Source organism: Croceicoccus sp. BE223 (genome assembly GCF_031457155.1).
Lineage (GTDB): Bacteria > Pseudomonadota > Alphaproteobacteria > Sphingomonadales > Sphingomonadaceae > Croceicoccus.
Genome location: NZ_JAVDWB010000001.1, coordinates 678,269 through 694,003, shown reverse-complemented (window position 1 = coordinate 694,003; position 15,735 = coordinate 678,269). Strand labels below are relative to the sequence as shown.

Annotated in this window: 13 protein-coding genes; 6 read left to right on the top strand and 7 right to left on the bottom strand. The window is 67.6% G+C overall.

Annotation, left to right across the window (positions count from 1 at the left end):
• Window positions 1-5 precede the first annotated feature (5 nt).
• Together pufM and pufC are read left to right on the top strand one after the other, a co-directional pair.
• Window positions 6-980, top strand: coding sequence for a photosynthetic reaction center subunit M (pufM, locus tag J2X37_RS03645; RefSeq protein WP_310017846.1), 975 nt, complete (start codon window positions 6-8; stop codon window positions 978-980).
• The gene (pufC, locus tag J2X37_RS03640; RefSeq protein ID WP_310017844.1) at window positions 977-2,062 is read left to right on the top strand and encodes a photosynthetic reaction center cytochrome PufC; all 1,086 of its coding nucleotides are present in this window, start codon (window positions 977-979) and stop codon (window positions 2,060-2,062) included. Before pufM ends, pufC begins: the two co-directional genes overlap by 4 nt.
• Before the next feature lie 7 nt (window positions 2,063-2,069).
• On the opposite strand, the gene J2X37_RS03635 is transcribed toward pufC, so the two are convergent.
• The 7 genes from J2X37_RS03635 to J2X37_RS03605 are packed head-to-tail and all read right to left on the bottom strand — an operon-like array spanning window position 2,070 to window position 8,660.
• Window positions 2,070-2,348, bottom strand: a complete 279-nt coding sequence (locus tag J2X37_RS03635) for a hypothetical protein (RefSeq protein ID WP_310017842.1) — start codon at window positions 2,346-2,348, stop codon at window positions 2,070-2,072.
• A gap of 10 nt (window positions 2,349-2,358) precedes the next feature.
• Entirely contained in the window at window positions 2,359-2,841 is a 483-nt protein-coding gene (locus tag J2X37_RS03630; RefSeq protein WP_310017841.1) for a TspO/MBR family protein, read from the bottom strand.
• Complete coding sequence (locus tag J2X37_RS03625) at window positions 2,838-4,034, bottom strand: geranylgeranyl diphosphate reductase (RefSeq protein WP_310017839.1); 1,197 nt, start codon at window positions 4,032-4,034, stop codon at window positions 2,838-2,840. Before J2X37_RS03625 ends, J2X37_RS03630 begins: the two co-directional genes overlap by 4 nt.
• Entirely contained in the window at window positions 4,031-5,347 is a 1,317-nt protein-coding gene (locus tag J2X37_RS03620) for a BCD family MFS transporter (protein ID WP_310017837.1), read from the bottom strand. The genes J2X37_RS03625 and J2X37_RS03620 overlap by 4 nt, the downstream gene beginning before the upstream one ends.
• A complete protein-coding gene (gene chlG, locus J2X37_RS03615; protein ID WP_310017835.1) occupies window positions 5,344-6,249 on the bottom strand; it encodes a chlorophyll synthase ChlG in 906 nt (301 codons plus the stop codon). The genes J2X37_RS03620 and chlG overlap by 4 nt, the downstream gene beginning before the upstream one ends.
• Window positions 6,250-6,308: 59 nt before the next feature.
• The gene (ppsR, locus tag J2X37_RS03610) at window positions 6,309-7,730 is read right to left on the bottom strand and encodes a transcriptional regulator PpsR (RefSeq protein ID WP_310017834.1); all 1,422 of its coding nucleotides are present in this window, start codon (window positions 7,728-7,730) and stop codon (window positions 6,309-6,311) included.
• A 15-nt stretch (window positions 7,731-7,745) separates the two neighbouring features.
• Window positions 7,746-8,660 carry a cobalamin B12-binding domain-containing protein gene (locus J2X37_RS03605; protein ID WP_310017832.1) on the bottom strand — a complete coding sequence of 305 codons (915 nt, stop codon included), beginning with the start codon at window positions 8,658-8,660 and terminating at the stop codon, window positions 7,746-7,748.
• A 152-nt stretch (window positions 8,661-8,812) separates the two neighbouring features.
• On the opposite strand from J2X37_RS03605, the gene bchF reads away from it, so the two are divergent.
• The 4 genes from bchF to bchH are packed head-to-tail and all read left to right on the top strand — an operon-like array spanning window position 8,813 to window position 15,730.
• Window positions 8,813-9,391, top strand: a complete 579-nt coding sequence (gene bchF / locus J2X37_RS03600; RefSeq protein WP_310017830.1) for a 2-vinyl bacteriochlorophyllide hydratase — start codon at window positions 8,813-8,815, stop codon at window positions 9,389-9,391.
• The gene (locus J2X37_RS03595) at window positions 9,388-10,668 is read left to right on the top strand and encodes a ferredoxin:protochlorophyllide reductase (ATP-dependent) subunit N (protein WP_310017828.1); all 1,281 of its coding nucleotides are present in this window, start codon (window positions 9,388-9,390) and stop codon (window positions 10,666-10,668) included. The genes bchF and J2X37_RS03595 overlap by 4 nt, the downstream gene beginning before the upstream one ends.
• 3 nt (window positions 10,669-10,671) lie before the next feature.
• Window positions 10,672-12,201 (top strand): ferredoxin:protochlorophyllide reductase (ATP-dependent) subunit B, encoded by a 1,530-nt coding sequence (bchB, locus tag J2X37_RS03590; protein ID WP_310017825.1) that lies wholly within the window; start codon window positions 10,672-10,674, stop codon window positions 12,199-12,201.
• Window positions 12,191-15,730, top strand: coding sequence for a magnesium chelatase subunit H (bchH, locus tag J2X37_RS03585; RefSeq protein ID WP_310017823.1), 3,540 nt, complete (start codon window positions 12,191-12,193; stop codon window positions 15,728-15,730). The genes bchB and bchH overlap by 11 nt, the downstream gene beginning before the upstream one ends.
• The last annotated feature ends 5 nt before the right edge of the window (window positions 15,731-15,735 follow it).

Sequence of the window (15,735 nt, the reverse complement as noted above, 5' to 3'; positions counted from 1 at the left end):
CGACGATGGCTCGCTATCAGAACATCTTCACCCAGGTGCAACTGCGCACCGCCCCCGAAATGGGCGTGCCGCTACCCGTCGGCGACGATCCGCGGATTCGCGACACCACCTTCGTCCACCTGCTGGGCCGGATTGGCCAGGCGCAGATCGGCCCCGTCTACCTCGGCTGGACCGGCATCGCGTCGCTGATCTTCGGCTTCATCTGGTTCGAGATCGTCGGGCTCAACATGCTCGCCTCGGTCGGGTGGGACCCGATCCAGTTCGTCCGCCAGCTTCCCTGGCTCGCGCTCGAACCGCCGGGGCCGAAATACGGCTTCACGCCGTTCGTGCCGCTGGCCGACGGCGGCTGGTGGATCATCGCCGGCTTCTGCCTGACCACCTCGGTCCTGCTGTGGTGGGTCCGAACCTATCGCCGGGCCCGCGCGCTAGGCATGGGCACGCACGTCGCCTGGGCCTTCCTGTCGGCGATATGGCTGTTCCTCGTGCTCGGCTTCATCCGCCCCTTCTTCATGGGCAGCTGGGCGGAAAGCGTGCCCTTCGGCATCTTCCCGCACCTCGACTGGACCGCAGCTTTTTCGATCCGCTACGGCAACCTGTTCTACAACCCGTTCCACTGCCTCTCGATCGCGTTCCTCTACGGTTCGACCCTGCTCTTCGCGATGCACGGGGCGACGATCCTGGCGGTTGGCCGCTATGGCGGCGAGCGCGAGATCGAGCAGATCACCGATCGCGGCACCGCGTCGGAGCGTGCAGCACTGTTCTGGCGCTGGACCATGGGCTTCAACGCGACGATGGAATCGATCCACCGCTGGGCCTGGTGGTTCGCGGTTTTGACCACGCTGACCGGCGGCATCGGCATTTTGCTGACCGGCACGGTGGTCGACAACTGGTACCTGTGGGCGCAGCAGCACTACTATGCGCCTGCCTATCCTGACAGCGGGGTCGTCGATCCCGCAGGCCTTGGGAGTGTCGGACAATGAGGCGCCTGATCATTCTTGCAAGCGTTGCCGCCCTGCCCTTCACCCTGGCGGCCTGCGAACTCTCGCCCAAGGAAAGCTACCAGAACGGCTATCGCGGGACCGGGATGAACACGGTCATGGTCAAGGCGTCGGCCATCAAGGACGACGTGCCCGCCCCGCCCTACGATCCGCCCGGCACCGACGGCCCGCGCGCCGGCAGCATCTACCAGAACCTGAAGGTGCTGGGCGACGTGTCAGACGAGCAGTTCAACTACACGATGGCGGCGATCACCGCCTGGGTCGCACCCGCCGAAGGCTGCAACTACTGCCACAACCCGGCGAACATGGCGTCCGACGAGCTTTACACGAAGGTCGTCGCGCGCCGGATGATCCAGATGACGCGCGAACTCAACAGCGGCTGGACCGATCACGTCGGGCAAACGGGCGTCACCTGCTGGACCTGTCACCGCGGCCAGGCGGTTCCGACCGAGCACTGGACCCTGCCCGACGATCCCGCGCACAAGGGGATCGTGCGCAACAAGAACGGTCAGAACGATCCGGTCTCGAACTCGGCCTACTCTTCACTGCCGAACGCGGCCGTTGCGCAATACCTGCTCGGCGGAACCACGGCCAAGGCGGCGCGGGTGGTATCGAAGGATCGCTTCCCCAGCCCCGCCAACAAGACATCGACCATGGAGACCGAAAACACCTACGCGATGATGATGCACATCTCGCAGTCGCTGGGGGTCAACTGTACCTATTGCCACAACGCGCAGTCCTTCCAGAGCTGGGCGACGAGCAACCCGCCCCGCCAGACGGCGTGGTACGGCCTCGACATGGTTCGGGCGATCAACTTCGACTACATCTCTCCGCTCGCCAGCGTCTTCCCGGCGCATCGCAAGGGCGAGATGGGCGATCCGTTCAAGGCCAACTGCGCCACCTGCCACCGCGGCCAGAACAAGCCGCTGGGAGGGTACCAGATGGCCAAGGACTATCCGGCCCTGCTGCGCCCTGCGGCGGGCCCCGCGCCTGTCGGCATGACGCCCGACCCCAAGGCGGAGCAGAAGGCCGAGGCGGCCGCCAAGGCGGCTCTCGCGCAATAGCGCGCGGCTAGCGTGGACCGGTGGGGGACCGGTCCCGCTTTGCCTTGCCGCGCCGGGCAAGGTCGGCAAGATGCGCCGGAAACGATGCCGCCAGCGGCAGCGCCACCATCGTCCAGTGTGCGCCGACCAGAGCCGCGCGCGTTCCCAGGAGGATGAGCGCCGCCGGCAAGAGCGTGGTCACGACATCGGGCGCCTTCCAGCCGGCGCGAAGCAGAAGCAGCGCCTCGATCGCCAGCACCGCGAAGACGATGTCGACGGCATGGCCGCTGGCGAAAAGCTCGGCCATCATGAGGCGGTCAGCCGAAGGGCGGGTTGAGCTGGACGACCTGCCAGTTGAGCGCGCCCGCAACCGTCACCCAGGCGAGGTAGGGCACCAGCAGCAGGCCCGACAGCCTCGACAGGCGCCAGCAATAGACGATCAGCACCGCGATCGAGAGCCAGAGCACGATGAGCTCGTAAAACGCCCAGTCCGGTCGCTGCATGCGAAAGAACAGCAGGCTCCACAGGATGTTGAGGAACCCGTTCGCCGCAAACAGCCCGATGACCGTGTCCGACACCTGCACGTTCGGTGCCTTGCGCCAGGCGGTGACGCCGGCCATGGCGGCCAGCGCAAAGATGAGCGTCCACGCGATCGGGAATACCGGACGCGGCGGGGTCCAGTCCGGTTTCGCGAGATTTTCGTACCAGGGGCCGAGATCGGTGATCGAACCTCCGATGAACGCCACGCCCAGCGCCGCCAGCAGCGCGACGGCGATCGGCATGATCCAGCTCGATCTCATCGGGCGATGGGCCTCAGGTTCAGGAGGTGGGCCGTGTCCTTCAGGAAGATCCGCAGGTGCGCCATCGGCTTCGCCCGCACCAGCCGCTTGTTCATGTAGGCCTGCCACGTCAGTTGCTGCACATCGCGGTCGGCGCACATGTCGACGAACCGTTCGCGGCGCTTGTCGCTGGAATACCAGAAATACTGCATCATCCCCAGAACCCAGAAGACTCGCCCGTGTTCGCGCATGAACTGCTTGCGCGCAGAGCGAAGCGCGCTTGGGTCGGCGGTTGCGAGGAAACCGGCAGCGGCGCGGGCCGTGATCCGCCCGGCCGTCATGGCGTAATAAATGCCCTCCCCCGAAGCGGGGGCAACCACGCCCGCGGCATCGCCGGCGACGATCACGTCGCGCCCGTTATCCCATCGCTTCAGCGGCTTGAGCGGGATCGGCGCGCCTTCGCGGCGGACCGTCTCGCACTGGTTCAGCCCGAGATCACCGCGCATCGTCGCAACCGCGCCGCGCAGCGAAAATCCCTTGTTCGCGCTGCCGACGCCGACGCTGGCGGTTTCGCCGTGGGGAAAGACCCAGGCATAGAAATCGGGCGAGAGCTTGCCCTGGTAGAAGACGTCGCAGCGTTCGGCGTCGAAGGCCTCGGTGCTGCTTTCCGGCGATCGGATCACCTCGTGATAGGCAAAGACGCAAGGGTTGCGCCCGGCACCCGGGATTTCTGCGCGGGCGACCGCGGAACGCGCGCCGTCGGCCCCGATCACCAGCCGGGCGCGCACCTTGCGCACCTCGCCCCCGCGTTCGCCGCGATAAAGGACCAGCGCGCCTTCGCCGCCATCGCGCTCGATGCTCTCGAACGTCCCCTTGCGCCGCTCCGCACCCGACCGCGCCGCGCGATCGCGCAGCCATTCGTCGAATTCGTCACGGTCGACCATGCCGACAAAGCCGATCTCGCCGACCGGCATGTCGACCCGGCGATCGGACGGCGCGATCATCCGGGCCGCCTTGGCCCGCGCGACCAGCAAGTGGTCGGGGATCCCGAATTCCTCGAGCAGGCGCGGCGGCACCGCCCCGCCGCAGGGCTTGATCCGGCCGGCCCGGTCGAGCAGCAGCACCTTGTGCCCCGCCGCGGCCAGATCGTTGGCGGCTGTCGCGCCAGAGGGGCCGCCGCCGACAACGACGGCATCGTAGACCGCTTCGTTCATGATTCCATGATCCTCATCCGGGTCGGGTTCCGACCTGCCATCCTCAGCGACAGCCATGCCGCGGCAACAAAAAGCCCACCTTCCAGCGAGAAGATCAGTTCGAAGGCGGCGGCATCCTGGCCCAGCGCGCGACGGGACAGATCGACACCCAGCGCCCCGGCCAAGCCCCCAAGGCCGAAGGCGATCGCCTGCGCCGCGCCCCATACGCCCATGCGCACGCCCTCGCGGCTGCGCTCGCCCTGTCCGGCAAGCCCCATCATCGCGCCGATCGCGGCAACCGCGAACATTCCGTTGAAGAAGCCGAGGACGAAGACATTGGGGACCAGCGGCCAGCCGATGCCAGCCCGCGCCGCCAGCGCCAGCCCCACCAGCGCGAGCGCGGAACCGAGGCATCCGATCGCGGTCCAGCCGCGCAGGTCCACCGGCAGTCGCCCCGCAAAGGCGCTGCCGCCGATGCCCGAAACGATCATGCCGACCAGCACGCCGCCATGCTGGATCCCCGAAAGATGGGTCGACTGCCCCGGCGTCATCGCAAAGACCAGCCCGGCGAAAGGTTCGAGGATCAGGTCCTGCATCGAATAGGCGAGCATCGACACGAAGATGAAGATCGTGAAGCGCCGGGCCTGCGGTTCGGCCAGCATCTCGGACAGCGCGGCGCGCATGTCGGGAGCCTCGCCCCGCGCATGATCCGTCGCAGCGAACGCCCGCCGTTCGATCCGGAACAGGGCGAGCGCGGTGACGACAAGGGCGATGGCGACCAGCCCGGTGGCAACCAGGGCCAGCCGCCGCGGCGAAAACGGATCAAGCAAGGCTCCGGCGGTCCCGGCCGCCGCGACGATGCCGGCAACCATCATGATCCACGTGATCGCGGCGGCGGCAGCCCGGCGCGGCGGCGCGACCCCGGTGGCGAGAAGCGCGAGCAGCGACGTGCCCGCCGCGCCCACGCCGGCACCGATCATCGTGAAGCCGAGGATGGCGATGAGGATCGCGAACGGGCGGTCGCTGGCCGTCATGATCGTGACGTTCACCGCTATCAGCGCGCCGAGACCGAGGAGCGCCATTCCGAACAGGATCCACGGGCTGCGCTGCCGACCGCGGTCCGACCCCTGGCCCCATACGGGCCGCGACAGTTGCACCGCGTAATGCCACGCGACCAGCCCCGCCGGGATCGCCGCGGCAAGGCCGTATTCGACGACCATCAGGCGATTGAGCAGCGAGGTGCCGATCATGACGATCGCCCCGATCGACGCCTGCACCGACCCCAGCCGAATGATGTCGATCCAGCCGAAGCCGCCGCGCGCGCCGGCATTCATGCGAAATAGCCCCCGAGGCCGAATGCGGCGCACAACATGCCCAGCACGTAAAGCGTCACCCCGCGCGCGGCGTACCACGGCGCCTCTCGCGCAGGATTGGCGAGGAGTCGCGGCATCAGCGCAACCTGCGCCGCGACCAGACCGGTGACGATGATGGCCGCCAGCGCCATGCCCCAAGCCGCGAGGAGAAGGACGACGAAAGCCTGGCTGACCACCATCACCGCGCAGGCCAGACGCGCAGCCGCGCCGGTGCCGAGCACGACGGGCAGCGAACGCACCCCGCTGACGCTGTCGCCCGCCACCGCCTTGAAATCGTTGAGTGTCATGATCCCGTGCGCGCCGATGCTGTAAAGCACGAGCACCGCGAGAATGCGCCTGTCGGGAAGGCCGCCGGCCATGACCGCCGCGCCGGTGAACCAGGTCAGCCCCTCGTAAGTCAGCCCGACCACCGCCGGGCCGACCCAGCCGCTGGTCTTCAACCGCCATGGCGGCGCGCTGTAGGCCCAGGCGCAGATCAGCGCGAGCACGGTCGCCGCGAAAACCCATGTCCCCACCAGCCACGCAACCAGCAGGGAGATCAGCGTGCCGGCTATCGCGATGCGCAGGCCCCAGTTGCCCGCGATACGGCCCGAGGGAATGGGCCGTTCGGGCTGGTTGATGGCGTCGACATGGCGATCGTACCAGTCGTTCACCGCCTGGCTGGTACCGCAGACAAGCGGGCCGGTCAGGGCAATACCGGCGACGATGAACGGCCACCGTCCGCCCGCGGGCATGCCCGACGACACGACGCCGCACATGAAAGCCCACATCGGCGGGAACCAGGTGATCGGCTTCAGCAACTCCACCACATCGCGTAGCGAAGGGCGCTTCGTAAACGCGGCGGAAGCGGCGGAATTGGCCATCGTGCGAGGCTATGCCTGACACCTCTGGCCGTCAAATTGTTTTGACAGTGTCAGCGCGCCTAATCGTCCTCGCCTTGCAGATTGCCAAGGCTGTAGCGGTGAAGCTTGGAATAGAGGCTCTGCCGGCTGAGGCCGAGGATCTCGGCGGCGGAGGCGCGATTGTCTGAAGTGTAGGACAGCGCGGCCTCGATGCAGAGCCGTTCGATCAGGTCGGTACTTTCGCGCACGATGTCCTTCAGTGACATGCGTCCGACCAGTTCGGTCAGCTGCTCGACCGAGCGCGGCTTCTCCTGCACGATCGGCTGCAGGTCACGCAAGCGGCGGCCGATCTGGCGAATCACGAAACCGGTGTGCGGGCTGGGATCGCTCGTCCTCACCGCCGAAAGCTCGACCGGCTCGCCCGGCAGCATGTCGCCGGCCGCGATCACGGTGGCGACGTTGCGGGCCGATCCGTATTTCGCGAGCTGACCGTCGACGAGGTCGAGGTCGATGCCTGGGCGCCCGACGAATTCGTCGAGCGGGCGACCACGGATCTGCTCGACGCTGGCCGCACCGACGAGTTCCATGAAGGCGATGTTGGCAAGGACGATCGAGCGCGCCTCGTCGACGAGCACGAAGGCGTCGGGCATCGTCTCGATGATCTCGAGCGCGACCGCGTTCTCCGGCTTGTCGGGCAGCATGTCGGCGTCGAAGCGCAGCATCAGGAACTGCTCGCCCTGCTGCCGGAAGCCGGCCGCCTGGATCGAGACGTCGCCCAGCCCGTCGCGCAGATGGGTCTGCAGCGGCGCCACCGATCCTGCCGAAAGCGCGGACCCGAGATAGGCGATCAGCCCCTCACGGACTCCGCGATCGAACTGCGCGAGCAGCTTTGCGTTCTCGAGGCTTCCCGGCTGCGCGCCGAGCAATCGGTAGGCGGCGGAATTGGCCTCCTTGATGCGAAAACCGTCGGCGGCGGCGATGATCACCGGTTCGGACGACAGTTCGAAGAGCATGCGATAGCGCGCCTCGATCCGGCGCATCCGCATGTAGTCGCGTTCCAGCGATTGCTGCGCCTGCAGCAACCGCTGCTGGACCACCGCGGTATCGCGAAGATCGCGCCCGAAGGCGAAGTTGCGGCCTTCGCTGCCGCCGGGGACGACGACGTACTTGACCGGCACGTCGCCGCTTTCGAACGCATGGTTCACCTGCCGCCAGTGCTGCGTCTGGCGCTTGCGCGCACCGGCCAGCATCTCCATGACCTTGGGCCGGCTCTCGATCGTGACGGTGTCGACCCAGTCACGCCCGATCCAGTCGGCAAAGCCGGGAAAATCGTCGTCGTTGGCAGACGCGTCGAGGATCCGGCCGGTATCGCTCAGCACCAGCGTGATGTCGCCGGCGACCATCGCAATGCGGGTCATCGCCTCCAGATCGAGAGAGCCAAGCATTCCCGCAGCGTCGCCGAAGGATGCCTTGCCCTCGATGCTGTGCTTGCGAATGAGCAATTGCTCCTCCGGCGATCAGACTTGCCCAAGTGCCAGTCGGTTTTCCACCATCATCTGCTCGGCAAGAACGAGTGCCGAGTCCGCGTCGCGCGCAGTACCATCCGCACCGACAGCAGCTGCCAAAGCCCTGTCGCCGTTGATTGCCCTGCCCCCGACGATGATCCGGATCGCGGGATTGCGCGACACCGAACGGATGGCCGACACGAGGTCAGCGAGCACGCCGCTAGGGCAATCGTTGGTAACCGTCAATCCTACGAGATCGAAGGCGCGCCGCGCCACGATCGCGAGCAGATCCTTGGTCGTTGGTTCGAACGCGACTTCGCTTTCCCAGCCGGAGCGCGAGAAGATCTCGCCGATCATCAGTGCACCAAAGCTGTGCTGATCGCCGGGCATGGACGCGAAGAGAACCGTCGGCGGCGCTTCTACCGTTTGCAGGAAATTGGTCGAGCGCATGGCCAGGCTGCGCATCACTTCCTGCAGCCGCCACAAACCCATCGTCACCTCGACGAAATCGCAGCGGTCTTCTTCCCAGAGCTCGCCAAGCCGCCGCGCCGACTGTCCCAGCAGTTCGACGAAGATCCGCTCGACGCTGACGCCGCGCGCCAGGAAGTTCTCGATCTCGTCGAGGAGTTCGCCCGCATCGCGCTCGAGCGGCAGTATCGCGAAGCGTTCGATCTCGTCGGCGCGCAGATCGCCTGCGGGCACGTCGGGCTCCCTAAGCCGATAACCCGGCCAGGGATCGTGGCGATGGGCCATCAACAGCCGGGGGATGATATCGCCCTCGACCACTTTCGAAAGGCTTGCGCCCGAAAACGAGGAAAAGGGTCGCACCCTGCCCGAGGGAACGCTGCGGACCTTCAGCCCGGCGGCATTGAAAAGTGCCTTAGCCATCCAGCTCTCCCGATCTGGAAACGGCGCGGATCGCGTCAACCCCGTCAGCCCCCCCTTCGAGTCGTGACCGCCGGATTCGAGCAGGCTAGGCCCAACCTGACACTTTAGCAAATGCTACCGTGTCATATTTTCTTGTCGTCAAGCTGGATTGACACTTGTGATTGCGCAGGCGTAGTCTTTCCTTCTGTGGAGTGGAGGCGACGCTGGCAATGGGAACGGATGGGCATCATCCACCGGCCGGAAGACAAGCGACCGATTATCGATCGGGCGGCAATTTCGAGACCGCATTCGGGAACGGCAGCCAGGCGCTCTACACGGTGGAAGAGCGGCAGCGCCGCGACCGGTCGCCCTGGACCCTCGTGCAGGGGATCCTCGCTCCGCTTCAGTTTCTCGTCTTCCTCGTCAGCCTCGCCCTGGTGCTGCGCTGCCTCGCGACCGGCGAGGGCGCGATGGCGGCGGAGGTATCGATCGTCGTCAAGACGCTGGTCCTCTACACCATCATGATCACCGGCTCGATCTGGGAGAAGGACGTCTTCGGCCAATGGCTCTTTGCCCGGCCCTTCTTCTGGGAAGACGTCTTCTCGATGCTCGTCCTCGCCCTTCACAGCGCCTACCTCGTCATGCTGCTCGGCGGCTTCGGCTCGGTCGAACAGCGCATGGTCCTCGCCCTGGCGGCCTATGCCAGTTACGTCGTCAACGCCGGCCAGTTCCTCCTGAAGCTTCGCGCCGCGCGGCTCCAGGCAGCGGCGCAACCGGCGCTCAGGGCGTGAGCGGGGCGGCGATCATCCCGGCGGGCGGCGCTGATTGCGCGCCGATCCTGCGCGAACGCGGCCAGCGCGAAGTGTTCTGCGGGCTGACCGGCATCGTCTGGCTGCACCGCAAGATGCAGGATGCCTTCTTCCTCGTCGTCGGTTCGCGCACTTGCGCCCACCTTCTGCAGAGCGCGGCCGGCGTGATGATCTTTGCCGAACCCCGCTTTGCCACCGCCATCATCGAGGAACGCGATCTGGCCGGCATGGCCGATTGCCAGGAAGAGCTCGACCGGGTCGTCACCCGCCTGCTCGCCCGCCGGCCCGAGATTCGCACGCTGTTCCTCGTCGGCTCGTGCCCGTCCGAAGTCATCAAGCTCGACCTGGCCAAGGCCGCCCAGCGGCTGGGCCAGCGCTACACCCCGCAAGTCCGCATCCTCAACTATTCGGGCAGCGGCATCGAGACGACCTTCACCGAGGGCGAGGACGCCTGCCTTGCCGCGCTGGTGCCCGAAATGCCCGGCCTGCCCGCAGGCTCGGCGCCCGAACTTCTGATCGTCGGCACCCTTCCCGACATTGTCGAGGACCAGTTCCTGCGCCTCTTCGCCGAACTCGGCATCGGGCGCGTCGGCGTGCTTCCGGCGCGCAACGCCCGCGATCTGCCCGCTGTCGGCCCGGACACGCGCGTCCTGCTGGCCCAGCCGTTCCTCACCGAAACCTGCCGCGCGCTCGAAGATCGCGGTGCGCGCAGGCTCGACGCGCTGTTCCCGTTCGGCGCGGAGGGAACGACCGACTGGCTCCACGCCGCGGCCCAAGTCTTCGGGATCGACCCAATGCACTTCAACCGGGTCATCGCCCCGGGGCGGGAGCGGGCCAAGCGCGCCATCGAGCACAGCCGCGAGCGGCTCGCCGGGAAGCGCGTCACCTTCCTTCCCGATTCGCAGCTCGAAGTGCCGCTGGCCCGCTTTCTCAGCAACGAGCTGGGGATGGAGCCGGTCGAGGTCGGCACCCCCTACCTCAACCGCCGCATCAATGCGCGCGAACTTGCCCTGCTGCCCGCCGCCACGCGGCTGAGCGAGGGCCAGCACGTCGACCGCCAACTCGACCGCGTCCGCGCCGACCGGCCCGATCTCACCGTATGCGGGCTCGGCCTCGCCAATCCGCTGGAGGCCGAGGGGCTCGCCACCAAGTGGGCGATCGAACTCGTCTTCTCTCCCATCCACGGCTTCGAGCAGGCGGGCGACCTGGCCGAGCTGTTCGCCCGCCCGCTGCGGCGGCGCGACGTGCTGAGGGTATAGGCGATGCAACTGGCCGTCTGGACCTACGAAGGACCGCCCCACGTGGGCGCCATGCGGGTCGCGACGGCGATGGAGGGGATGCACTACGTCCTCCACGCACCGCAGGGCGACACGTATGCCGACCTGCTGTTCACGATGATCGAACGGCGCGGCAAGCGGCCGCCGGTCACCTACACCACGTTCCAGGCGCGCGACCTGGGCAAGGATACCGCACAGCTGTTCCAGGACGCCGCGCGCGACGCCGTCGCCCGCTTCGCGCCGCAGGCGCTGATGGTCGGGGCAAGCTGCACCGCCGAACTGATCCAGGACGATCCGGCCGGCCTTTCCGAAGCCATGGACCTGCCCTGCCCGGTCATCGCGCTGGAGCTGCCGAGCTACCAGCGCAAGGAGAACTGGGGCGCGGCGGAAAGCTTCTACCAGATCGTGCGCAAGCTGGCCGACCCGTCGGTCCGCCCGCGCGGTGCGGCACGCAGGCTGGCCAACATCCTCGGCCCGACCGCGCTCGGCTTTCGCCACCGCGACGATCTGGTCGAAGTGCGCAGGATCCTCGATGCCTTGGGCGTGGAGGTAAACGTCGTCGCCCCGCTCGGCGCGACGCCGGCGGACATCGCCCGCATCGGCGCCGCCGATTTCAACGTCGTGCTCTATCCCGAAACCGGGGCGGAAGCGGCCCGCTGGCTCGAACGCACCTTCGGCCAGAAGACGGTCCGCACCGTCCCGATCGGGGTCGGCGCCACGCGCGATTTCATCCGCGAGATCGCGGGAATCGCCGACGTCGACCCCGCCCGTGCGCTCGGCGACGAAACATCGCGGATGCCGTGGTGGAGCCGCTCGGTCGATTCGACCTACCTCACCGGCAAGCGGGTCTTCATCTTCGGCGACGCCACCCACGCCATCGCCGCGGCGCGCATCGCGGCAGAGGAACTGGGTTTCGAGGTCTGCGGCCTTGGCTGCTACAACCGCGAATTCGCACGCGAACTGCGCGAGGCGGCAAGGCGTCACGGCGTCGAGCCGCTGATCACCGACGATCACCTGGAGGTCGAGGAGGCGATCGCCGCCGCTTCGCCCGAACTGGTGCTCGGCACGCAGATGGAACGGCACATCGCCAAGCGTCTGGGCCTGCCCTGCGCAGTGATATCCTCGCCGGTCCACGTTCAGGATTTTCCCGCCCGCCATTCGCCCCAGATGGGTTTCGAGGGCGCCAACGTGATCTTCGACAGCTGGGTCCAACCGCTGGTCATGGGGCTGGAAGAACACCTCCTCACCATGTTCCGCGAGGATTTCGAGTTTTCGGACGCGGCGGGCGCATCGCATCTCCACGTGCAGCCCGCCCGTCCGGAGCCATCACGGGCCGATCCCGTAGACGCTGCGGGCACCGCATGGACCGACGAGGCGGAGCGCGAACTGAAGAAAATCCCCTTCTTCGTGCGCGGCAAGGCGCGTCGCAACACCGAACTCTTCGCCGCCGAACGCGGGCTCGCCCCGATCGATCTCGCCACGCTCTACGATGCGAAGGCGCACTATGCCCGGTAGCTTCACCCCGCCGGTGCGCGTCGTCATCGTGACGCTCGATCACCACCTAAAGGGCGCGGTCGAACGCGCCGACGCCGAACTGTCGCGCGAAAACATCCACCTCACCCTCCACGCCGCCGCCGACTGGGACCGCCATCCCGCAACGCTGGAGCAGGCGAAGGACGCGGTCGCGAAGGCGGACATCGTCATCGCCTCGATGCTTTTCCTCGACGATCACGTCCGGGCGATCATGCCCGCGCTGATGGCGCGGCGCGAGGACTGCGACGCGATGCTGGGCCTGATGTCGGCGGGAGAGATCGTCAAGCTCACCCGGTTGGGCAGCTACCGCATGGACGCGCCCGCGCGCGGGCCGCTGGCGCTGCTGAAGCGGCTGCGCGGCTCGAAGACGCAGGGCGCGAGTTCCGGCGCGGGCCAGATGAAGATGCTGCGCCGCCTGCCCAAGATCCTGCGCTTCGTGCCCGGCACCGCGCAGGACGTGCGCGCCTATTTCCTCACCCTGCAATACTGGCTCGCGGGGTCGGAGGCGAACGTCATCGCCATGACCCGCGGGCTGGTCGACCGCTATGCCGCGGGCGAACGGCTGACCCGCCGCGGGATCACCCCGGCCCATCCGCCGATCGAATATCCCGACGTCGGCGTCTATCATCCGCGCTCGGACCAGAAGATCTCCGAGAGCCTGCGCCTCCTGCAGCGCAAGCCCGGCCCCGACGGCACCGTCGGCCTGCTGCTGCTGCGCTCCTATCTCCTCGGCAACGATACCGGCCACTACGACGGGGTCATCGCGGCGATGGAGGCGGCGGGGCTCAAGGTCGTGCCCGCCTTCGCCTGCGGGCTCGATACGCGTCCCGCGATCGCGAAGTTCTTCACCCACAACGGCAAGCCGACGGTCGACGCGGTGGTCAACTGCACCGGCTTCTCGCTCGTCGGCGGACCGGCCTATTCGGATACCGAGGCCGCGGTCGAGACGCTTTGCGGGCTGGATGTGCCCTACATCGCCGCCCACGCGCTGGAGTTCCAGACGCTGGAGGACTGGCGCGAACGGCGGCAGGGGCTGCTGCCGCTCGAAACCACGATGATGGTCGCCCTGCCCGAACTCGACGGCGCGATCTGTCCGTCGGTCTTCGGCGGGCGCAGCGACAGCGGCGGGGGCCGCGTTCGCGCCATGACGTGCGATACCGAACGCTCTGCGGCGCTGGCGGCCAAGGTCGTCGGCCTGATCAGGATGCGCCGGACACCGCGAGCCGATCGCCGGATTGCCGTCACCCTGTTCAACTTTCCGCCCAATTCGGGCGCGACGGGCACCGCCGCACACCTCGCGGTGTGGGAATCGCTGCACGCCACGCTGAACCGGCTTTGCGCCGAGGGCTATGACGTCACCGTCCCCGCCACGGTCGACGACCTGCGCGATGCGGTGCTGGCGGGCAATGCCGAACGCTTCGGCGCCGATGCCAATGTCGCCGCCCGCATCCCGGCCGACGACCATGTCCTGCGCGAACCGCACCTCGCCCGGATCGAGGCGCAGTGGGGCCCCGCGCCCGGCCGGATCCAGAGCGATGGCGCGACGATCCACGTCTACGGCGCGCACTTCGGCAACGTCTTCGTCGGCGTGCAACCGGCCTTCGGCTACGAAGGCGACCCGATGCGGCTGCTGTTCGAAGGCGATTTCGCCCCGACCCATGCCTTTGCCGCCTACTATCGCTGGATCCGCGAGGATTTCGGCGCCCACGCGGTGCTGCACTTCGGCACGCACGGCGCGCTCGAATTCATGCCCGGCAAGCAGACCGGGCTGTCGGGCGACTGCTGGCCCGAACGCCTGCTCGGCGCCTTGCCCAATTTCTACCTCTACGCCTCCAACAATCCGTCGGAGGGCCTTCTTGCCAAGCGCCGCTCCGGCGCGACGCTGGTCAGCTACCTCACCCCGCCGCTTGCCCAGGCCGGGCTCTACAAGGGCTTCGTCGACCTCAAGGCCAATGTCGAGCGCTGGCGCATGGCGACGGGCGCGGAGGAGCGCGAGATCCTGGCCTCGATCATCGCCGAGGAATGCGAGCTTCTCGACATCGAGCAGGGCGACATCGGCGATCTTTCCGCGCGGCTCTACGAGCTTGAGCGCACGCTGATCCCGCACGGCCTGCACGTCCTGGGCAGTCCGCCGCAGGGCGACGCGCGCGCCGAGCTTCTCGATGCGATGGTGGCCGCCGATGCCGATGCCGATCGCGGCGAGCTGTCCGCGGCGCTGGACGCCTGCGATGAAATCGGGGCCGTGCTCCATGCCCTCGACGGCGGGTACGTGCGGCCTGCACCGGGCGGCGACATCCTCGCCAATCCGGCGGTGCTGCCGACCGGGCGCAACATCCACGGCTTCGACCCGTTCCGCATGCCGGCGCGCTTCGCCTGCGAACAGGGGCGGTTGCAGGCCGAAGGCCTGATCGCCCGCCACGTTGCCGGGGGCGGCGCGTTTCCCGAAAGCCTCGCCATGGTGCTGTGGGGCACCGACAACATGAAGAGCGAAGGCGTGCAGATCGCGCAGGCGATGACCCTGATCGGCGCCCGCCCGCGCATCGACGGCTATGGCCGTCTTGCCGGGGCGGAACTGATCCCGCTCGACGAACTGGGCCGTCCGCGCATCGACGTGGTTATGACGCTGTCCGGCATCTTCCGCGATCTCCTGCCACTGCAGAGCCGGATGCTGGCCGAAGCCGCGCTGCTGGCGGCGCAGGCGGACGAACCGCTCGCGATGAACTTCGTGCGCAAGCACAGCCTCGCGCATCAGCTGACCCACGGCTGCGATCTCGAGACGGCGGCGCTGCGCGTGTTTTCCAATGCCGAGGGTGCCTATGGCGCCAACGTCAACCTGCTGATCGAGGGCGGCGTCTGGGCCGATCCGGACGAGCTGGCCAATGCCTTCGAAACGCACAAGGGCTTCGCCTATGGCGTCAGGGGAGAGCCGGTACAGCAACGCGACCTGCTGCGCAGCGCGCTGGCGGATGTCGAATTCACCTACCAGAACCTCGAAAGCGTCGAGGTCGGCATCACCGATCTCGACCAGTACGTCGATGGCCTCGGCGGGGTCAGCCGCTCGGTCGCAAGGGCGCGGGGCAAGGAGACGCCGGTCTATATCCTCGACGCGACGCAAGGGGCCGCCAAGGTTCGCACCCTGGCGGAACAGATCGACCTCGAATCGCGCACCCGCACGCTCAATCCCAAGTGGTTCGAGGGCATGCTGAAGCACGGCTACGAAGGCGTGCGCCACATCGAGGGTCACGTCACCAACACCGTCGGCTGGTCGGCCACCACCGGGCAAGTCGCGCCGTGGGTCTACCAGAAGATCAGCGAGACCTTCGTGCTCGACCAGGCGATGCGGGCACGGCTCGCCGACCTCAATCCGAAAAGCTCTGCCCGCGTCGCCAACCGGCTGCTCGAGGCCTGCGAGCGGCGGCTGTGGGAGCCCGACGACGAAACGCTCGAAGCGCTGCGAATGGCCAGCGACGAACTGGAAGACCGCCTCGAGGGCGTGTTCCCGGCGGAATGAAGGAC